Source organism: Sphingomonas sp. BK036, from assembly GCF_004216825.1.
In the GTDB taxonomy this organism is placed as follows: Bacteria; Pseudomonadota; Alphaproteobacteria; order Sphingomonadales; family Sphingomonadaceae; genus Sphingomonas.
This window is the reverse complement of the sequence record NZ_SGXR01000006.1, coordinates 260905-280266: the sequence shown is the minus strand read 5'-3', so window position 1 is coordinate 280266 and position 19362 is coordinate 260905. Positions and strand designations below refer to the sequence as shown.

16 protein-coding genes and 1 pseudogene are annotated in these 19362 nt (G+C 67.6%); 11 read left to right on the top strand and 6 right to left on the bottom strand.

The window, feature by feature from the left end; translation table 11 throughout:
- Window positions 1–104 precede the first annotated feature (104 nt).
- From EV283_RS14510 to EV283_RS14500, 3 genes are all read left to right on the top strand, one after another.
- Entirely contained in the window at window positions 105–782 is a 678-nt protein-coding gene (locus tag EV283_RS14510) for a Crp/Fnr family transcriptional regulator (RefSeq protein ID WP_235516894.1), read from the top strand.
- Between the two features lie 238 nt (window positions 783–1020).
- Window positions 1021–2442, top strand: a complete 1422-nt coding sequence (locus EV283_RS14505) for a DEAD/DEAH box helicase (RefSeq protein ID WP_130326528.1) — start codon at window positions 1021–1023, stop codon at window positions 2440–2442.
- A gap of 54 nt (window positions 2443–2496) precedes the next feature.
- Window positions 2497–2763, top strand: a complete 267-nt coding sequence (locus EV283_RS14500) for a hypothetical protein (RefSeq protein ID WP_130326526.1) — start codon at window positions 2497–2499, stop codon at window positions 2761–2763.
- 109 nt (window positions 2764–2872) lie between these two features.
- Here the strand turns inward: EV283_RS14500 and EV283_RS14495 are convergent, their stop codons facing one another.
- The 5 genes and pseudogenes from EV283_RS14495 to EV283_RS14475 form a co-directional block, all read right to left on the bottom strand.
- The gene (locus EV283_RS14495; protein ID WP_130326524.1) at window positions 2873–3538 is read right to left on the bottom strand and encodes a nitroreductase; all 666 of its coding nucleotides are present in this window, start codon (window positions 3536–3538) and stop codon (window positions 2873–2875) included.
- A 100-nt stretch (window positions 3539–3638) separates the two neighbouring features.
- Window positions 3639–4952 carry an ATP-dependent protease ATPase subunit HslU gene (gene hslU / locus EV283_RS14490; protein WP_130326522.1) on the bottom strand — a complete coding sequence of 438 codons (1314 nt, stop codon included), beginning with the start codon at window positions 4950–4952 and terminating at the stop codon, window positions 3639–3641.
- Between the two features lie 131 nt (window positions 4953–5083).
- Complete coding sequence (hslV, locus tag EV283_RS14485) at window positions 5084–5626, bottom strand: ATP-dependent protease subunit HslV (RefSeq protein ID WP_130326965.1); 543 nt, start codon at window positions 5624–5626, stop codon at window positions 5084–5086.
- A gap of 207 nt (window positions 5627–5833) precedes the next feature.
- A pseudogene (locus EV283_RS14480) lies at window positions 5834–6067 on the bottom strand (3TM-type holin); the annotation flags it as partial.
- Window positions 6068–6155: 88 nt separating this feature from the next.
- Window positions 6156–6692, bottom strand: coding sequence for a glycosyl hydrolase 108 family protein (locus EV283_RS14475; protein WP_130326518.1), 537 nt, complete (start codon window positions 6690–6692; stop codon window positions 6156–6158).
- A 665-nt stretch (window positions 6693–7357) separates the two neighbouring features.
- Between EV283_RS14475 and EV283_RS14470 the strand changes: the two genes are divergently transcribed.
- The 8 genes from EV283_RS14470 (at window position 7358) to EV283_RS14435 (ending at window position 18214) form a co-directional block, all read left to right on the top strand.
- Window positions 7358–9640, top strand: a complete 2283-nt coding sequence (locus EV283_RS14470; protein ID WP_130326516.1) for an NADP-dependent malic enzyme — start codon at window positions 7358–7360, stop codon at window positions 9638–9640.
- Window positions 9641–10204: 564 nt separating this feature from the next.
- Window positions 10205–10825 (top strand): sugar transferase, encoded by a 621-nt coding sequence (locus EV283_RS14465; protein ID WP_056416477.1) that lies wholly within the window; start codon window positions 10205–10207, stop codon window positions 10823–10825.
- 8 nt (window positions 10826–10833) lie between these two features.
- Window positions 10834–11997, top strand: coding sequence for a glycosyltransferase (locus EV283_RS14460; RefSeq protein WP_130326514.1), 1164 nt, complete (start codon window positions 10834–10836; stop codon window positions 11995–11997).
- A complete protein-coding gene (locus tag EV283_RS14455) occupies window positions 11994–13130 on the top strand; it encodes a glycosyltransferase (RefSeq protein ID WP_130326512.1) in 1137 nt (378 codons plus the stop codon). Before EV283_RS14460 ends, EV283_RS14455 begins: the two co-directional genes overlap by 4 nt.
- On the top strand, window positions 13127–14170 hold the full coding sequence (locus tag EV283_RS14450) for a glycosyltransferase family 2 protein (RefSeq protein WP_130326510.1): 1044 nt from the start codon (window positions 13127–13129) through the stop codon (window positions 14168–14170). Before EV283_RS14455 ends, EV283_RS14450 begins: the two co-directional genes overlap by 4 nt.
- A complete protein-coding gene (locus EV283_RS14445) occupies window positions 14167–14739 on the top strand; it encodes a polysaccharide biosynthesis/export family protein (RefSeq protein WP_242615987.1) in 573 nt (190 codons plus the stop codon). The genes EV283_RS14450 and EV283_RS14445 overlap by 4 nt, the downstream gene beginning before the upstream one ends.
- A 5-nt stretch (window positions 14740–14744) precedes the next feature.
- Entirely contained in the window at window positions 14745–16049 is a 1305-nt protein-coding gene (locus tag EV283_RS14440; RefSeq protein ID WP_130326508.1) for an outer membrane beta-barrel protein, read from the top strand.
- A gap of 5 nt (window positions 16050–16054) precedes the next feature.
- Window positions 16055–18214: a polysaccharide biosynthesis tyrosine autokinase gene (locus EV283_RS14435; RefSeq protein ID WP_130326506.1), complete on the top strand. Its 2160-nt coding sequence runs from the start codon at window positions 16055–16057 to the stop codon at window positions 18212–18214.
- A gap of 13 nt (window positions 18215–18227) precedes the next feature.
- Here the strand turns inward: EV283_RS14435 and EV283_RS14430 are convergent, their stop codons facing one another.
- Window positions 18228–19139 (bottom strand): glycosyl hydrolase, encoded by a 912-nt coding sequence (locus tag EV283_RS14430; protein WP_234422775.1) that lies wholly within the window; start codon window positions 19137–19139, stop codon window positions 18228–18230.
- Between the last annotated feature and the right edge of the window lie 223 nt (window positions 19140–19362).

Sequence of the window (19362 nt, the reverse complement as noted above, 5' to 3'; positions counted from 1 at the left end):
GAGACGACGAGAAACGGGTGCTCCTGCCCTGGATGCGGAGAGTGCACGTGGACATTTCCACCGTGACGGAACAAGTTGTTCGTAAGTTCGAAACGCGGACGGCGATGAGCGCGGACGATCGCGCCAAGATCGCCGCGCTACCGTTCAAGGTCAGGACGATCGATGCGTCGACCTATATGCTGCGCGAAGGCCAGCGCCCGACCCGGTGCGCGTTCATTCTCGACGGACTGGCCTACCGGCAGAAGCTGACGCCCAATGGCGAGCGCGAGATCGTGTCGATCCTGTTGCCCGGTGAATTCATCGACCTGCAGAACCTGTTTCTCGAGGAATCCGATCACGACATCCAGGCACTGACCCGGCTGACGCTGGCGGAGGTGCCGATCGCCGCGCTCCGCCAGTTCATCGAGGCATGCCCCGCCGCCGGCCAGGCCTTGTGGATCGATGCGCTTGTCGAATCGTCGATCCACCGCGAATGGCTGCTCAACGTCGGGCGGCGCAACGCGCGCAGCCGGCTGGCGCATCTGCTCTGCGAATTTTCCGTACGGTTCAAGACGTCGATGCTCGGCGACGTGATGGCGTATGAATTGCCGATGACGCAGGAACAGCTTGGCGATGCGCTCGGGTTGACGCCGGTCCACGTCAACCGCGTGCTGAAGTCGCTCGAGACCGACGGGCTGATCACGCGCAAGAAGCGCCAGCTGAGCGTGACCGACTGGCCCCGGCTGCGCGACGCAGCCGAGTTCAACGAGCGGTATCTGCACCTCGGCCAGATCCGCACCTGATCCCGCCCGCCGAGCCCGACACCGGTGCCGAATAGGGCCGGAGGTTGACTTTTGGGGCATGATACGCCAAATGGCCGGCATCGAGGCGTAATGCAGCGTGATTGGACCTTTACGGTCTTAGCTCCGCCTCGGTCGTTTCCAACGGGCTTCCCTTTTCACGCGGGGTGTCAAAACACCACCGCCCCTCGTGCGTCCGCTTCGTGGATTCGCGAGCCCGGCATCTATTGAGAGACCATCCATGTCATTTGCAAACCTCGGCCTTGCCGAGCCGCTCGTCCGTGCGCTCGAAGCCAAGGGCTATACCGAGCCGACGCCGATCCAGGCACAGTCGATCCCGATCCTGCTCGAGGGCGGCGATCTCCTCGGCATCGCGCAGACCGGCACCGGCAAGACCGCCGCGTTCGTGCTCCCCTCGATCCAGCGCCTGACCGAAAACCAGAAGCGCGTCCTGCCGACGCATTGCCGCATGCTGGTGCTCGCGCCGACCCGCGAACTCGCCAGCCAGATCGCCGACAGCGCGCGCGCCTATGGCCAGTTCAGCAAGATGTCGGTGACCACCGTGTTCGGCGGCACCAGCATCAACAAGAACCGCCAGGACCTGAGCCGCGGCGTCGACATCCTCGTCGCCACGCCGGGCCGTCTGATCGACCTGATCGAGCAGGGCTTCTGCAACCTGTCGATGATCGAGATCCTCGTGCTCGATGAGGCCGACCAGATGATGGATCTCGGCTTCATCCATGCGCTGAAGAAGATCGTGCGCATGCTGCCGAAGAAGCGCCAGACTTTGTTCTTCTCGGCGACGATGCCGGTTGCGATCCGCGATCTCGCCTCGCAGTTCCTGCTCGATCCGAAGACCGTGTCGGTGAAGCCCGCCGCGACGACCGCCGAGCGCGTCGACCAGTATGTCACCTTCTGCAACCAGTCGGAAAAGCAGGCGCTGCTGACGATCACGCTGGGCGATCCGGCGATCGACCGCGCGCTCGTCTTCACGCGCACCAAGCATGGCGCCGACCGCGTCGTGAAGCTGCTCGCGGGCAACGGCATCGCCTCGAACGCGATCCACGGCAACAAGAGCCAGGGCCAGCGCGAGCGGGCGCTGGGCGAGTTCAAGCAGGGCAAGGTCAAGGTCCTGATCGCGACCGACATCGCCGCGCGCGGCATCGACGTGTCGGGCGTCAGCCACGTCATCAACTTCGAGCTGCCCAACGTCGCCGAGCAATATGTCCACCGCATCGGCCGTACCGCACGGGCGGGCGCCAGCGGCATCGCCGTCGCGTTCTGCGCGGATGACGAGAAGGCGTATCTGCGCGACATCGAGCGGATCACGCGCCAGAAGGTGACGGTCCGCGCGCTGCCGGACGATTTCGTCAACCTGTCGAACCAGATCAAGCAGACTCGCGTCAAGACGATGGGGGCGGACCCCGAGGTCCGGATCGATCGTCCGCGCGATCCGGCGCGTCCGCGTGCGACGCATGCGCCGCGCGCTACCGGCGGCAGCACCGGGCGCAACTATGCGGGTGCGAGCCGTGGCGGCCAGGGTGGCGGCGGCGGTCGTCCGCAGGGCGGTGGTCGTCCCGGTGGTCAGGGCGGCGGTGGCCGTCCGGCCGGCGGTGGCGGCCGTGGTCCGGGTCGCGGCGCGGGTCCAAGCTCGGCGCGCTAAGCATTCGATCGCCTCGCGGGTTTGGTGTAAGACCAGCCCGCGAGGAGAATGCTGATGGACGTTTCCACTACCCCGGTCGCCGAGCGCATCGCGCGCGTGCTGGCCGGCCAGCGGATCAGCGCGAATGCGGGCGGCGACGCCGAATCCGCGTCGCAGCTGATCGATTCCGCCTGGGCCGACTATCTTCCCGACGCGCTCGCGGTGCTGCGCACGCTGCGCGAACCCGACCGGGCGATGGCCGCAGCGGGTGACCCTGCGGTGTGGGAGGCGATGATCCTTGCGGGGATCAAGGGCGCCAGGCCTAAGACGGTGGTGCTCTGACCGTCATCCTGACGAAAGTCAGGATTCAGGGTATCGAGGGCATCATATCCGGCTCTGGATCCTGACTTTCGTCAGGATGACGGGGTTGGGTTGATGACCGCTCTTTGCCTCAGCCGATCGTGGTGAGCCACTCGCTCGTGTCCGCGCGCTCCGTGCGGAGGCGGTTCACCGGCGCGTCCTTGTCCTCGTAGCCGATCGCCATGCCGCAGAAGAGCATGCGGTCTTCGGGGATTTCGAGGAACGCGCCGAGCGTGTCCGGGTACATTGCCCAGCATTCCTGCGGGCAGGTGGCGAGGCCGGCTTCGACCGCAAGCAGCATCAGGTTTTGCAGGTACATGCCGAGATCGGACCATTGCGGTGGGCCCATTCGCTTATCGACGGTGCAGAAATAGGCCGCGGGGGCGCCGAAGAAGGCGAAGTTGCGGGCGAACCAGTCTCGGCGGGCTGACTTGTCTTCGCGGGGGATGCCGAGTTCTGCGTACATCGCTTCGCCGACTGCGAAGCGGCGGTCGCGGTAGGGGGCGGTCAGGTCTTTCGGGTAGATGTCGTAGGCGGGCTGCTCGGTGGCGCCGGTGGCTAGCTTTTCGGCCATGGTTGCCTTGAGGCGGGTCATCGGCTCGCCTTGGACGATCGCGATGTGCCAGGGCTGGAGGTTGCCGCCGGTTGCGGCGCGGGACGCTTTTACGGCGAGGTCGTGGAGCTGGGTCGGGTCGACGGGGGTGTCGAGAAAGCCTCGGACGGAGCGGCGCGCGGCTATGGCTTCGGTCACGTCCATTGGCTTATCCTTACATCCCCACGCCGTTCGCCCTGAGCGTAGTCGAGGGGCACGAGACCCAGGTGCTTCGACTTCGCTCAGCACGAACGGGGTTATTGGATCAGAGCACGAAGCGGCTGAGGTCGGTGTTGCGGGCGATCTCCTTGAGCTGGCTGTCGACGTACGGGCCGTCGATGACCAGGTTCGAGCCGCCGCGATCCTCGGCGTTGTAGCTTACCTCCTCCAGCAGCTTTTCCATCACCGTCTGCAGGCGGCGTGCGCCGATATTCTCGATCTCGGCATTCACCTCGGCGGCGATGCGCGCGATCGCGGCGATGCCGTCTTCGGTGAACTCGATGCCGACGCCTTCGGTCGCGATCAGCGCCTTGTACTGGAGCGGCAGCGACGCCTTGGTGTCCGACAGGATCGCGACGAAATCGGCTTCCGTCAGGCCCTTCAGCTCGACGCGGATCGGCAGGCGGCCCTGCAATTCGGGGAGCAGGTCGCTCGGCTTGGCGACGTGGAACGCGCCGCTTGCGATGAAGAGGATGTGGTCGGTCTTCATCGGCCCGTATTTGGTGGCGACGGTCGTGCCCTCGATCAGCGGCAGCAGGTCGCGCTGGACGCCCTCGCGGCTGATCGAACCGCCCCGGCCGTCGGCGACCGCGATCTTGTCGATCTCGTCGAGGAAGACGATGCCGTTGGCCTCCGCATCGGCGAGCGCCGCGCGGCTGACCTCGTCCTGGTCGAGACGCTTGTCCGCCTCTTCCTCGACGAGCTTGTCCCATGCCGCATGAACGGTAAGCTTGCGCCGCTTCAATTGCTGGCCGCCGCCGAACGACTTCATCATCTCGCCGAGATTGATCATCTGCGGCGCGCCGCCCGGGATCTCGAACGGCGTGGTCGGCGCCTGCTCGACCTCGATCTCGACCTCGGCGCTGTTCAGATGTCCGTCGAGAAAGCGCTGCTTGAAGCTTTCGCGAGTAGCCGTGCTCGAATCCTTGCCGACCAGCGCGTCGAGCAGGCGGCCCATCGCCGCCTCCTCGGCCTTGTCCTTCACGGCGACGCGGCGGCGTTCCTTTTCGAGGCGGATGGCTTCCTCGACGAGGTCGCGCGCGATCTGTTCGACGTCGCGGCCGACATAGCCGACCTCGGTGAACTTGGTCGCCTCGACCTTCACGAACGGCGCGTCGGCGAGCTTCGCCAGACGGCGGCTGATCTCGGTCTTGCCGCAGCCGGTCGGCCCGATCATCAGGATGTTCTTGGGCGTGACCTCGTCGCGGAGGTCTTCGCTCAGCTGCTGGCGGCGCCAGCGGTTGCGCATCGCGACCGCGACCGCGCGCTTGGCGGCGGCCTGGCCGATGATGTGGGCGTCGAGTGCGGCGACGATCTGTTTCGGAGAGAGGGCGGCCTTGGGGGTGAGCTGGTCGTTCATTTTTTTACCTTCTCCCCTCCCGCAGGCGGGAGGGGCTGGGGGTGGGCTCGCGCTTCCCTCGAACGGTAGCGCCGGAGGTGGGCGGGCGCCCACCCCCTGCCCCCTCCCGCTTGCGGGAGGGGGAGAAGAAGTTACGAAGTCGAGTCCATCGTTTCCACCGTGAGGCGGTCGTTGGTGTAGACGCAGAGTTCGGAGGCGATTTGCATCGCCTTGCGGCACAGGACTTCCGCGTCGGTCTCGTATTCGACGAGCGCGCGGGCGGCGGCGAGCGCGTAGTTGCCGCCCGAGCCGATCGCGGCGACGCCGTTCTCGGGTTCGAGCACGTCGCCATTGCCGGTGAGGATCAGCGTCACGTCCTTGTCCGCGACGATCATCATCGCTTCGAGGTTGCGCAGGAACTTGTCGGTCCGCCAGTCCTTGGCGAGCTCGACTGCGGCGCGCAGCAGCTGGCCCTGATGCGCTTCGAGCTTGCGTTCGAGGCGTTCGAACAGCGTGAAGGCGTCTGCGGTGGCGCCGGCGAACCCGCCGATCACGCTGCCGTCGCCGAGCCGGCGGACTTTCCGCGCATTGGGTTTCATGACGGTCTGGCCCATCGAGACCTGGCCATCGCCGATCACGACGACCTTGCCGCCGCGGCGGACCGAGAGGATGGTGGTGCCGTGCCAGGTCGGCATGGCGTGGGGGTCGTTGCTCATGCCAGCGATGTAGGGTGCGGTTTCGGGGGTGCAACGGGGCGGCCGCGACCTGTCCACCGCTGGCGTACGGGTCGCGGGTTGAACCCCACGCCGTCATCTGACGAAAGTCAGGATCCAGGGTTACATGCGATACCGGTCTTGGCTCTGGATCCTGACTTTCGTCAGGATGACGGAGGGCGGCGACGACTAGCGCCCCTTTCCCCATTCGCGCGCGACCGTGTAACCGAGATAGCCTGTGCCGAAGAGCGCGTAGAGTGGTTCGGGGATCGCGTCGAGATAGGCGGCCATGCCCGCCGCGATCGCCTGCGCTGTGGACGGGCGGACCGCGGCGATCAGGCCTGCCGGGATCGCGCCGAGCAGCAGGATGTACATGACGTAGAGGAAGGTTGGGCGCGCGCGGGTGATCCAGGGATCTGGTGCTGGATCAAGGGGTTGCTGGGCCATTGGGGGTCTCCGGCAAAAGTGAAGTATAGGAAGTGCAGACGCTGGGAGCGCTTGCGCGGGCACGTCAGGTGCGGTTGGCGAGCCAGCCGTAGAGGAAGGCCTCGTTGGCGGGGCGGGTCTCGGCGAGCGCGACGTAGCGCTCGCCTTGCAGCGCCTCGATCGCCTTCAGGAGGACGGTTTCGCCGCCGGGTTTGCGGCGGGCTAGGAAGGCGTCGAGTGCGGTGAGTGTGGCGGGGCCGATGCAACCGTCGAGGGCCATGTCGGGATAGTCGGTGGCGCCGCGGTTGAGCGCGTTGAGTGCGCGCTGGAGGAAGGTGGCGGCGACGGCAGGCCCCATGTTGATGCCGGTATCGAAGAGTTCCTCGGCGATTTTGGGCGCGCGGGTGGCGATCTGGTCGAACGCTGGGCGGGTCCAGTAGAGGCGGCGGTAGATGCTTTCCGCGCTCTCGCGGGAGAAGACGCGCATGTCGCCGGTGTAGCCGTTGGTGCGGGCTACGGCTTGCGTGATGCCGTAGCGGGTGGGGCCGCCGCGGTCTGCGGGGTGGTTGGTGTAGCCGCCCTCGCGGTCGATGACGGCGTCGATGAGGTGGTCGATGATCATGGTTCGGCTCCCGGTTTTGCGGGTGGAAGCGAACCAGATTGGTTCGTTGTAGGACAGGGGTTTTTGGGGGTGTTCCCCGGTGCAGGCGGGGGTCCAGGGTTATGGAGGGTAGCGCTGGGGATTCTTGGGCTCCCGCTCTCGCGGGAGAACGGGGAGTTCGATCCTCCCCCGCCAGGGGGGAGGTGGCCGGCCCTTGCCGGACGGAGGGGGAGGACACGGAACCGAGGTTTACCTTTCCTCCCCCTCCGTCACCTTCGGTGCCACCTCCCCCTGGCGGGGGAGGATCGTTGGGTTTGCGACCTTGGATAGATCCGCGCGGCCCATGCCCTCCCCCCACCCCGGCAGAGGCCGGGGCCCAATTGGGGGACGGTGCTGACGGAGGGTAGCGCGTCGTCATGTCCGACGTTCCAATTGGGCCCCGGCCTTCGCCGGGGTGGAGGGAACGGTTGGGCCCCGGCCTTCGCCGGGGTGGAGGGAACGGTTGGGCCCCGGCCTTCGCCGGGGTGGTGGAACGGTTGGGCGGCGATATCCTTCGCTCGCCCGACGCTACGTCCGCGCGGGGTTGGCGGATCGGTGTGCGTGAGGCTATGCGATCGTTGAACATTCGCCGCGCGCTTTGCCCGCGCCCACCCGGTCGCCGCCGCGGCCGACAGGTTAGGAAGACCATGGAAGACGATTTCCGCAAGGCCGCGCTCGATTATCACCGCTATCCGAAACCCGGTAAGCTCTCGGTCGAGGCGACCAAGCGGATGGCGACGCAGCGCGATCTGGCGCTCGCTTACTCGCCAGGCGTTGCCGCCGCGTGCGAGGAGATCGCCGCGGATCCGGACAAGGCGCGCGACTATACCGCGCGCGGCAACCTCGTCGCGGTCATCACCAACGGCACCGCGGTGCTGGGGCTCGGTGCGATCGGGGCGCTCGCGTCGAAGCCGGTGATGGAGGGCAAGGCGGTGCTCTTCAAGAAATTCGCCGGGATCGACTGTTTCGACATCGAGATCGACCAGCTCGACCCGCAGGCGTTCATCGAGGCGGTTCGCGTGCTCGAGCCGACGTTCGGCGGGATCAACCTGGAGGACATCAAGGCGCCCGAATGCTTCGAGATCGAGGCGAAGCTGCGCGAGGTCATGAACATCCCGGTGTTCCATGACGACCAGCACGGCACCGCGATCGTGTGCGCGGCCGCAGTCCGCAACGTGCTCGAACTGCGCGGCAAGCAGCTCGACCAGATGAAGCTGGTGACGTCGGGCGCCGGCGCGGCGGCGCTGGCGACGGTCGACCTGCTGGTATCGATGGGGCTCAACCCCGAGAACGTCACGCTGACCGATATCAAGGGCGTGGTGCATGCCGATCGCGGCGACGTGATGCCGCCGAACATGGCGCGTTATGCCCGCACGACCAATGCGCGGACGCTGCCGGACGTGCTGGAGGGGGCGGACATCTTCCTCGGGCTGTCGGCACCGCGTGTACTCAAGCAGGAATGGCTGCACCTGCTCGCACCCGATCCGCTGATCCTGGCGCTGGCGAACCCCGAGCCCGAGATCCAGCCGGCGCTGGTCGCGGCGACCCGCCCCGACGCGATCATCGCGACGGGCCGTTCGGATTTTCCGAACCAGGTCAACAACGTGCTGTGCTTCCCGTTCATCTTCCGCGGTGCGCTCGACGTCGGCGCGACCGAGATCAACGAGGCGATGAAGGTCGCCGCGGTCGACGCGATCGCAGCCTTGGCGCGCGCGACCGCGTCGGACGTGGTCGTCAGCGCCTATGGCGGCGCGACGCCGGTGTTCGGGCCGACCTACATCATCCCGAAGCCGTTCGATCCGCGACTGATCCTGCACGTCGCGCCCGCGGTGGCGAAGGCGGCGATGGATTCGGGCGTGGCGACTCGGCCGATCGAGGATTTCGACGCGTATCTGCGCGATCTCGAGGTGTTCGTGTACCGCTCGGGCCAGCTGATGCGGCCGATCTTCGCGCGCGCCAAGCAGGCGGGGCGCTCGATCGCTTACGGCGAGGGCGAAGACGACCGGACGCTGCGCGCGGTGCAGACGGTGATCGACGAAGGCCTTGGCCGGCCGGTGCTGATCGGGCGCCGCGACGTGATCGGCCAGCGGATCGAGGCGAGCGGGCTGCGGATGACGATCGGCAGCGATGTCGAGGTGCTCGATCCGGCGACCGACCGCGAGGTGTTCGAGCCGCTGCTCGCGAGCTACAGCGCGCTCGTCGGCCGCCGCGGCACGCCGCCCGACAGCGCCGAGCGCGCGCTCAGGACCCGGCCGAGCGTCGCCGCGGCGATGCTGCTGCGCGAGGGTCGCGTCGATGCAGCCTTGTGTGGTGGCATCGGCGACTGGTGGACGCAGATGACCTATGTCATGCCGCTGATCCCGCGGATGCCGGGCGTGTCGCGGCTGTACGCGATGTCCGCGGTGATCCTGCGCACCGGCAGCCTGTTCTTCTGCGATACGCACGTCACGGTCGATCCGACCGCGGAGCAGATCGCCGAGATGACGATGCTCGCGGCCGACGCGGTGCGCGCGTTCGCGATCGAGCCGAAGGCGGCGTTGCTGTCGCATTCGAGCTTTGGCGCGTCGCGGTCGCCCTCTGCGCAGAAGATGCGCGCGGGGCATGCGTTGCTGAAGGAGATGGCGCCGGAGTTCGAGTTCGACGGCGAGATGCACGGCGATGCCGCGCTGTCGGAGGCGCTGCGGCGGCGGCTGGTGGACGACAGTCCGTTGACGGGCTCGGCGAACCTGCTGGTGATGCCGAACATCGACGCGGCGAACATCGCGGTGTCGCTGTTGTCGGCGTCGACCGAATCCGCGCCGCTCGGGCCGATGCTGCTCGGGCTCGCCAAGCCGTTGCAGATGCTGGTGCCGAGCGTGACCGCGCGCGGGATCGTCAATCTGAGCGCGATCGCGGTGGGTCATGCGGCGACGGTGAGCGAGACGGCCTGACGACGCGCCCGGGGTCGCGCCGTTGGGTGCGATCCTGGGCGGTCGGCCGCGGGGCGACGACTCGCGGGGGCGGTGCGATCTCGCCGCGAATCATCGGCGGATGGCAAATACCACCGGGCGATCTCCACCGACCGTGACGCGGGCGGTAGGACGGGTTGGCGTGCCCGCGTGCGCGCCGTTCGCATTTTACAATAGTTCCAGGTAATTAGCGTTCGATCGCGGCTGAAGGCGGCTGCGTCGAGTACTGCCTATTTCGTGAGCGGTGCGTCCCTGGCACGCAAATTACGCCCGTTTCCCGGCAGATACAGGCTGCGTTCAGCCACAACGCACGGCGTCCAAAGGCGCTGCGAAATTCATGCTGCAATGCGGTAGACAGAGCGATCGGCGGGATAACGGGGGGCCGAGTCCGCTGGCCAAGCCGGGGCACCTCTGCAATATTGCACTGCGACAATAAACATCAGTTAATGAGGTGCGGCCATGACATTCTATGGCGATGTACGCACTCGCGTTAGAGTGCATTCGGGATCCAATGCCTCGAGCAAGTCGACCGATAACTTCAGTGTTATGCGGAAGGTCGATGGCAATTTGTCGCGACTGGTCGACATCATTTTCGCCGGCAGTGCTTTTCTCGTGTTTTTGCCGGTTATCGTACTGCTTTGTATCGCAATTTCACTGCAGGACGGTGGCTCTCCGCTGTTCATGCACCGGCGTATCGGCCGTGGCGGACGGATGTTTCCGTGCCTGAAGCTGCGGACGATGGTGCGCGATTCCGAGGCGCGGCTGCGGCGGCATCTGGCCGAGAACCCGGCGGCGCGCGCTGAATGGGCGCTCGACCAGAAGCTGCGCAACGATCCCCGGATCACGCCGCTCGGCCGCTTCCTGCGCAAGTCGAGCCTCGACGAGCTGCCACAGCTGCTCAACGTCGTCTGGGGTCAGATGAGCCTGGTCGGTCCGCGGCCGATCGTGCCCGCCGAAGTCGAGCGGTACGGCCGCTACATGGAATTCTACTGCAACCTGCGTCCGGGGATCACCGGGCTGTGGCAGGTCAGCGGCCGGAACGACATCAGCTATCGCCGTCGCGTGGCGATGGACACGATCTATAGCCGGACCCGCTGGGTGGGTGGCGATATCTGGATCATGGTTCGTACCGTGCCGGCAGTCTTTGCCAGCAAGGGGTCGTTCTGAGTACCGTCTTGCGCGCCGCCGCCTGCGAGAACGCCGGCGCCACGGGGCAATCGGTGCTGCTGGTCGACCCGTCGCTGTTTACCGCGCCCTATGACGCGGCGCTGTCGGACGGGCTGCACGCCAATGGTCTGCGGCCCGCCTGGGCGACGCGGGCGCTGCGCCCGAACGAGGAGGATCTCCTCGCCGGAAGCCGCACCCTGCCCTTTTTCTATCCGCTGACCGACGGACCGCGGCGGCGCGTGGGATCGGCGTGGCGTGCGCTCAAGGGGCTCGAACATATTGCGGGGCTTCGCCGCCTGACGCGCGAAGCCGCGCGGTTCGACGTCGTCCATTTCCAATGGGCGGCACTGCCGATGCTCGACGTGCGCGCGGTCCGCCGGATCCGGAAGAGCCGACCGGTCGTGCTGACCGTCCATGATATCGAGCCGTTCAACGGCCGCCCGGTCAGCGCGGCGCAACGTAGCGGCTATACCGCCATTCTCGCGGCGTTCGACCGGCTGATCGTGCATACCGAGCAGGGTCGCGACGCGCTGCTGGCGCGCGGCCTGCCCGAGGACCGGATCCATGTCGTGCCGCACGGCGTGCTGCCGTTGCGCACCGCCGAGCCGGAAGCGCGCGCGCAGCCCGGCCGCTGGCGCATCGTGCTGTTCGGCCGGTTGCAGGCGTATAAGGGCGTCGACCTGCTGGTCGAGGCGCTCGGCCTGATCGATCCGCAGATCCGCGATCGCCTGGAGGTGATCGTCGCCGGCGAGGCGCAGATCGACGTCGAGCCGATCCTCGCGCGCGCGCAGGCGCTGGGTCTTGGCGACGCGTTCACGCTGCGCGAGGGGCGGCTGTCCGAGGACGCGATGGCGGGGCTGCTGCGCAGCGCCGATGCGTTCGTCTTCCCCTACCGGTCGATCGACGCGAGCGGCGTCCTGCATCTCGTCGCCGATCTCGATCGCTGGCTGATCGCGAGCGATCTCGGCGCGTTCCGGACGATGATCGGGACGCGCGAGGACAGCGGCGCGCTGGTGCCCGCCGCGGATGTCGCGGCGCTGGCGGGTGCGATCGTCGACTCGATCGGGCAGCGGCCGCGCCCCGCATCGGCGACGGACACGCTCGACTGGACCCAGATCGGCGCGATGACCCGCACCGTCTACGAGGCAGCGCTCGCGGATCGCGCGGCATGAGCCGGTCGCTCCTCATTTTGCAGGACAGCCCCGACTTTGGCGGGCACGAGGCGATGTTCCTGCGGTTCCTGCCGACGCTGCTCGAAAGCCGCGACTTCGACCGGATCGTCGTGCGGCATCCGACCGCCAACGCGAAGCTGGCCGAGCGGCTGCGGCCTTATGTCTCGGACCGGTTTGCGGTGATGCCGTGGGGTTTCACCAAGCAGCGCGCCGAGCCGTATCTCGGGGGCTTTCGCCGAAGCTATGCGCAGGCAGTACGCAAGGTCTTTGTCGATCTTCGGCCGACCGCGACGCTGCTGCTGCAGGGGCGGATCGAGAATTGCGTCGTTCCGCTGCTCGCCGCGCCGCGCGACAGCTTCGTCGTCAGCTATGTGCCGATGGCGCACCGCATGGCGGAACTGGGCCGTCGCGCGGTCCCCGGCGACTGGGTCCGCCGCCGCCTGTATCGCCGCCCCGATCGCTTCATCGTGCCGAGCAGCGCGGTCGTCGAGCAGGTCCGTGCCGCGGGCGGCACCGCGCCGGTCGTGGTCGCGGACAACATCGTCGCGCCGCCGCCGCAGCCCGCGCGCGCGCAGGCTAGGCAAGCGCTCGGGGTAGATCCCGACGCGCGCGTGGCCCTGTTCCTCGGCCGGCTCGACATACGCCAGAAGGGGCTCGACACGCTGGCGGCCGCGATCCGGCAGAGCGCGGCGAAGCTCGAGGGCTGGACCTTCGTGATCGTCGGGTCCGGCGAGGGCGAGGCCGATTTCGAGGCGCTGCGACGCGATCTTGCCGGGCGGGTCGACATTCGCTGCTCGGCATGGACCGACACACCGCACGCGACGCTGGCGGCGGCGGACCTGCTGCTGATGCCGTCGCGCTGGGAGGGCGTGCCGTTGGTCATGCTCGAGGCGATGACCTATGGCATCCCCGTGCTCGCGTCGCAGATCGACGTGTTCCGCGCGTATCTGCCGCCCGCCAACCGGATCGATTTCGCGCAGGCCGATCTCGCCGACGCGATGGCACGCGCGATCGCGCCCGCGGGGCTCGCCAACTATCGGCGGCATGCCGATGCGCGCCTGCGCGAGACCGATCTGCAACGGTCCGCGACGCGCTTCGTCGAGGCGCTGCGCCCGGACGGAGGTGCGGCATGACCGCGAGCGTCATCATCCCCACGCTGAACGAGATCGCGCATATCGAGGCGTTGCTCGACACGCTGTTGCGCGAACCGCCCTCGGTGGTCGGCGAGATACTGGTCGCCGACGGCGGCAGCCGCGACGGCACGCGCGAGGCGGTCATCGCGGTCGCTGCCCGCGCGCCACGTGTACGCCTGATCGACAATCCCGAGCGGATCCAGGCGGCGGGCGTCAACCGTGCGGTGGCCGCGGCAGACCGCCGCTTCGCCGTCATCGTCCGCGTCGATGCGCATGCGTCCTACCCGCCCGACTATGTCACCCGGCTGCTCGCCTCGCTGGCGGACAGCGGCGCGGATTCGGTCGTGGTGCGGCTGACGACCAGGGGCGATAGCGGCTTCCAGCGCGCTGTCGCGATCGCGCAGAACAGCCGGATCGGCACGGGCGGATCGGCGCATCGAATGGGCAACGCGTCGGCCTGGGTCGACCACGGCCATCACGCCGCGTTCCGGCGTGCGCTGTTCGAGCGCGCGGGCGGGTATGACACCAGCTTCGAGGCGAACGAGGATGCCGAGCTCGACGCACGGCTTCGTGCGCTGGGCGGGCGGATCTGGCTCGATGCGACGATCCCGGTGATCTATTATCCGCGGGGCACGCTACGTGGCCTTGCGCGGCAATATTTCCGCTATGGCTCCGGGCGTGCGCGGACCAGCCACAAGCATGGCGAGCGACTGCGCCTGCGCCAGATGCTGCCCCCGGCGATCACGCTGGCGATCGGCTTCGGCCTGATCGGCGGGATCGTCCTGCCCGTGCTGTTCGTCATCCCGCTGCTCTATGCGCTCGCGCTGCTGGCGGCATCGAGCCTTTTCGCGCTCAAGGACCGATCGCTGACCGCGCTGATGGCCGCCCCGGCGCTGGCGACGATGCACATCGCCTGGGGTGCAGGCTTCCTGAAGCGCAGGGCGCTCCAGATCGGAAAAAGAAGAGCTATGATCGATACCGAGATTGATACCGTTCGCGGGCCCGGGCGTGGTCACGGACGTGGTGGAGAAGCGCTATGACCAAGCGTATCGCGATGGCGTGCACGACAGCGTGCGCGGCGGCCCTGTGGCTGACGGGCTGCTCCGCCGATATCGCGCAGACCCCGGCGGGGGCGGCGCCCGCCGCGCCCTATGTCTACCGGCTGGCGCCCGACGACCGGCTGCGGATCAACGTGTATAACGAGCCCGGCGTGACCGGCGAATATGCCGTCAACAGCGAGGGCGACATCTCGTTTCCGCTGGTCGGCATGATCAAGGCGCAGGGGCAGACTCTGGGCGAGTTCTCCGCGGCGCTGACGCAGACGTTGCAGGCACGCTATTTCAAGAACGCGCATCTGGTGGTCGACCTGGTCGCGTCGCGGCCGATCTATGTGCTGGGCGAAGTGAACAAGGCGGGGCAGTTTCCCTATCAGTCGGGGATGACGGTGCTCGGCGCGGTCGCGACCGCGGGCGGCTTCACCTATCGCGCGAACCAGAAGAGCGTGATGATCCGCCATACCGGACAGGCGGCCGAAGCGCGCGAACCGCTGACCGCCGACGTGATCGTGCAGCCCGGTGACACCGTGCGGATCCGAGAGCGAAACTTCTAGTTCCCGTGTCTCGCCGTACACCCTGTTGGCTTCGTCATGCCGCCCGCACCGGCGTGCTGGGCAGTGCGATGCTGTGCCCGCAGTTGCTCCATGCGCAGGAGACGCCGCTGTTGCCCGAGGAAAAGCCACAGATCGAAACGCGGCATACCGCCGTGCTCGAGCGCGTGCAGCCGGGCTATGTCGCGCCGGGCATCCCGCTCGGCGGGTTCCGGCTGGCGCCGTCGGTCGAGGTGACGGGCATCCATGACGACAACATCTTCGGGACGCAGGACGACCGCGTCGCGGACAGCCTGTTGCGGATCCAGCCGCAGCTGGCGCTGCAATCGCAATGGGCGCGCAACAGCCTGACCCTCGACGCGAAGGGCAAGATCGACCGGTATCTGAACCGCAGCACCGAAAATATCGCCGACTATTCGGTGACGGGCCGCGGGGTGTTCGACATCAACCAGGTGACCACGCTGACGACCGCGATCCGCGCCGAGGGGATCCACCAGTCGCGGCTGTCGCAGGACATATTCTCGCAGACGATCAAGCCGATCTATTACACGCAGCAATCGGGCGCGGTGCTGCTCGCGCATGATTTCAACAAGCTGCGGCTGTCGACCACGGCGCGCGTGGCGCGGTTCGATTTTCGCGACGGCCAGCTCGCCGACGGGTCGATCGCGGATTACCAGCCGAGCGACAATATGAGCTACCGCGTCGGCGTCCGCGCCTCCTATGCGCAGACGCCGTCGATCGCGTGGTTCACCAGCGCGAGCTACAATATCCGGCGCTTCCGGACCGGGTCGATCGAGACGCCCAAGCGCGATTCGAACGGGTTCGAACTGCTCGCCGGCGTCAGTTTCGAGCCCGCGGCGCTGATCCGCGGCAGCATCGGCATCGGCTATATCCAGCAGCGCTTCCGCCTGCCCTTCTACAACGACCTGGGCGGCCTGGGCTTCAACGCGACGGTGCAGTTCTTCCCGACGCAGCTGACGACCGTGACGATCCGGGGCAACCGGTCGGTGCTCGATTCCGGCATCCCCGGATCGGGCGGCTATCTGTCGACCCAGGGCAGCATCCAGGTCGATCACGAATGGCTGCGGCAGCTCATCCTGTCCGCGTCGCTCGGCTACCAGGACAGCCGCTTCAACAATCTGGACCGCACCGATGGCCGCATCAGCGCCAAGGCCAGCGCGACCTATCGTATCAGCCGCTATGCCGGGCTCAAATTCGGGTTCGAGCGGCTCGACCAATCCTCCAACGGCACTGATCGTTACCGCGCGTTCAAGGACAACCGCGCGACGATCGGCCTGACGCTGACAAGGTGAACGCCATGGACGACTTCCGCTCCAGCCAGACTGCCGAACCCCGATCGAAAGGGCGATTCGCTGCGACGATCGGCGATCCGATGGACAGCATCCGCCATGCGTTTGCGACCGTGCGGCATCGCAAGTGGCTGGCGATCGGCGTGTTCGCCATCATCCTGGCGCTGGTGCTCGCTTATGGGTTCACGCGGACCAAGCTGTACACCGCCTCGGCGGGGATGGTCGTCAACTCGCGCGAGCTGAACGTGTCGGAGAAGGACAAGGAGGTCCTGCCCGGCCTGTCCACCGCCGAGACCGCAGTGGCGACCGAGGTCGAGATCATGCGATCGTCCGCGGTCGCGCTGGGCACCGTGCGCGCGCTCAACCTGGTCGCCAATCCGGTCTTCGCCGCGAGCATCTCCAAGCTGCCCGGTGCCGACCGCGAGGCCGCCGCGACGGGGCTCGTGATCGGCGGGACCAAGATCCTCCGGCCGGGTGAATCGAGCGTCGTCTCGATCGCCTATACCGCACCCGACCCGATGCTCGCCAAGGCGGTCGCCGACCAGATCGGCCACCAGTATCTGGCGGTGAAGGAAAAATCGCGCCGTGCCGCGGTCGAGCAGGTCGGCCGCGGGCTCGGTACCGAACTCGACAATCTGCGCGTCCAGCTCGAGGCCGCGGACACCGAGGTCGCACGCTATCGCACGCAGCACGACCTGTTCGACAGCCAGGGCGCGACCTTCACGCAGCAGGAATTGTCGCTGTACAAGCAGCAACAGGCCGCAGCGCAGGCGGCGCTCGCCGATGCGCAGGCCAAGCTGAGCACCGCGCGCGGCCAGACCCGCAAGGGCGATACCGGCGGCGTCGGCGCGGTGCTGCAATCGCCGGTGATCCAGCAGCTGCGCAACCAGCGCGCGTTGCTGGCGACCACCTATGCCGATCTGCAGGGCCGCTATCAGCCCGATCACCCCGACCTGATCCGCACCAAGGACCAGGTCGAGGCGCTCGACCGCGCGATCGGCGCGGAAACGAGCCGGCAGCTCGCCAATCTGAACGCCAACGCGCAGATCGCGCGCGACCAGGTCGCCAATGCGGCGGGGATCGTCGCGCGGACGACGGGGACGCTGGCCAGCGACAACACCGCATCGGTCCAGCTGTCGCAGCTCCAGCGCAAGGCGGACGGCCTGCGCGCGACCTACCAGGCGCTGCTCGAGCGCAAGAACCTGATCAGCAGCCAGGCGCTGGTGGCGGACGAGGATGCGCGCATCTTCTCGCCCGCGGCGCTGCCGCAGCGGCCGACCTCGCCCAACAAGCCGCTGATCCTGATGATCGGGCTGGTGCTGGCGACGATCGTCGCAGGCGCGGCGGTGTGGATCGCCGAGGCGTTCGATCGCAAGCTGAGCTCGTCGGCGGATATCGAGCGCAAGCTCGGGCTGCCGCATATCGCCAACATCCCCGAGATCGCGTCGATCGCGCGGCCCGGCGAGGAAGGCATCTCGCCGATCGACTTCCCGGTGGAACGCCCGCTGTCGCTCTACGCCGAACAGCTGCGTGCGGTGCGGCTGGCGCTGGTGCGCAAGGGCCGCAGCGGGATGACGAGCGTCGGGATCACCTCGGCACGCCCGAGCGAAGGCAAGACGACGCTCGCCATCTCGCTCGCGCGGACGTCGGCGATGGCGGGCAGCCGGACGTTGCTCGTCGATGCCGATCTGCGTCGCGCCTCGGTCTCGCGCGTGATGGGGCTGCCGCCGCATGCGGGGATGGTGCAGGTGCTGCGCCGCACCGCGACGCTGGACGAGGCGCTGATCCACGATCCGGTCAGCGGGATGTACGTGCTGCCCGCGGGCGACACGACCGAGAACCGGCAGGACCTGTTCGCCGCGAGCAATATCGGCGCGTTGCTGGCCGAGGCGGAAAAGCGCTTCGACCTGGTGATCTTCGATGCCGCCCCCGCGCTCGCGGTGACCGATGCGCGGCTGCTGCTGCGCCAGGTCGACGAGGTGCTGATGGCGCTACGGTGGAACGACACGCCAAGCCAGAGCGCGGCGGCGACGCTCAAGCGGATGCGCGCGCTCGATATCGAGCCGCTCGGCGTGATCGCGACCCGGGTCGACATGCGCCAGCTGGCGGTCTTCGGCCACGGCGATGTCGATCGCGATCACGCCGACTACGGGGCCTATTATGCCTGAGTCGGCTGGCCGGTCATTGTGCGAACTCCGCCTTGTAGGCCGCCAGCGCCAGCGGGAACTTGCCCGCGGACATCGTCGAATCATAATCGGACGCGGTGAAGTCCCAATAGCTTTCATAGGCGACACGGTGCGCGCGCATCCACGCGGCCATGTTGTGAATGAACAACGGGTCGTCGCCATACCCATGCCCGTCGGGTCGCGTGCCGGTGCCCCATTCGGGGACCACGATCGGCTTGTGGTGAGTCAAGGCGAACCGGGCGACCCAGTTGAGCCCGTAATTGGCGGTGAGATAGCCCTGCCAGCGCGTGGCGGGATCGCTGTCCTGCGGGCGCCAGCTCTGGTTGTAGATATCGATGCCGACCAGATCGACGACGTCGTCCCCCGGCCACAGCGACTCGGGCGGGTTCGCGCCGGTGCCGAGCGACGGGTTCCACACGATCCGGAAATGCTGGCCGGGCACCGCGCGCAGCACGCCGACGACGTGACGGAACGCGCCGACGAACGACACCGGATCCTTCTCGGCCGACCAGGCATACCAGTTGCCGTTGAATTCCCAGCCGAGCCGGATGACCGTGTTGGCGCGCCCCTTGGCGACCAGCAGCTCGCCGATCTTGCGGAACTCCGCGTCATATTCGCCCGCCGCCGCCGAGCTGAGCGTACCGCCCTTGACGACGAGCGGGACGCCGAGCGCGAGGCGGACGGGCTGGTTCTGCCAGCAGGTCATCGCCCATTGCGCGCCGCTGTGCAGCTGCGCCCAGCTCTCGGCGGACAGGAAATCGGACACGCCATCGAGCTTGCGCCCCATCACGCCCTGATAGCGCGGCAGGCGATCCTTGCCGTCGCAGCCGGCGCCCTTGTAGACGTACATCAACGGATTGGCATGCGCGGGCGTCGCGGCCAATGCGCTGGCAGCAAGTGCAATCATAACGGCAGTCCGGACCATAAGGCGGCACTCCTGCCCGGCCGGAATGAGACGAGACGCCGGCCGGCCGGGCGACGGCGGCGGCGATCAATCCTCTACCGGTCCACTCTATGGTGGCCTTCGCGAAGCGTTACGCACGTTCCGCCCCGCGGCAAGGCACCGCGCCGCGCGATGCCCTTCGCACGCGACGAGGCGAGTGCGACGTGGCGCGCGCGCGGGGTGATCG

Excerpts from the sequence above, each read along its gene's own strand:
- EV283_RS14455 (WP_130326512.1), top strand. The coding sequence starts at position 11,994 with ATGAGCCGGTCGCTCCTCATTTTGCAGGACAGCCCCGACTTTGGCGGG.
- EV283_RS14465 (WP_056416477.1), top strand. The coding sequence starts at position 10,205 with ATGCGGAAGGTCGATGGCAATTTGTCGCGACTGGTCGACATCATTTTC.
- EV283_RS14495 (WP_130326524.1), bottom strand. The coding sequence starts at position 3,538 with ATGGACGTGACCGAAGCCATAGCCGCGCGCCGCTCCGTCCGAGGCTTT.
- hslU (WP_130326522.1), bottom strand. The coding sequence starts at position 4,952 with ATGAACGACCAGCTCACCCCCAAGGCCGCCCTCTCTCCGAAACAGATC.
- EV283_RS14470 (WP_130326516.1), top strand. The coding sequence starts at position 7,358 with ATGGAAGACGATTTCCGCAAGGCCGCGCTCGATTATCACCGCTATCCG.
- hslV (WP_130326965.1), bottom strand. The coding sequence starts at position 5,626 with ATGCCGACCTGGCACGGCACCACCATCCTCTCGGTCCGCCGCGGCGGC.
- EV283_RS14500 (WP_130326526.1), top strand. The coding sequence starts at position 2,497 with ATGGACGTTTCCACTACCCCGGTCGCCGAGCGCATCGCGCGCGTGCTG.
- EV283_RS14445 (WP_242615987.1), top strand. The coding sequence starts at position 14,167 with ATGACCAAGCGTATCGCGATGGCGTGCACGACAGCGTGCGCGGCGGCC.
- EV283_RS14430 (WP_234422775.1), bottom strand. The coding sequence starts at position 19,139 with ATGATTGCACTTGCTGCCAGCGCATTGGCCGCGACGCCCGCGCATGCC.
- EV283_RS14450 (WP_130326510.1), top strand. The coding sequence starts at position 13,127 with ATGACCGCGAGCGTCATCATCCCCACGCTGAACGAGATCGCGCATATC.
- EV283_RS14435 (WP_130326506.1), top strand. The coding sequence starts at position 16,055 with ATGGACGACTTCCGCTCCAGCCAGACTGCCGAACCCCGATCGAAAGGG.
- EV283_RS14505 (WP_130326528.1), top strand. The coding sequence starts at position 1,021 with ATGTCATTTGCAAACCTCGGCCTTGCCGAGCCGCTCGTCCGTGCGCTC.
- EV283_RS14510 (WP_235516894.1), top strand. The coding sequence starts at position 105 with ATGAGCGCGGACGATCGCGCCAAGATCGCCGCGCTACCGTTCAAGGTC.
- EV283_RS14475 (WP_130326518.1), bottom strand. The coding sequence starts at position 6,692 with ATGATCATCGACCACCTCATCGACGCCGTCATCGACCGCGAGGGCGGC.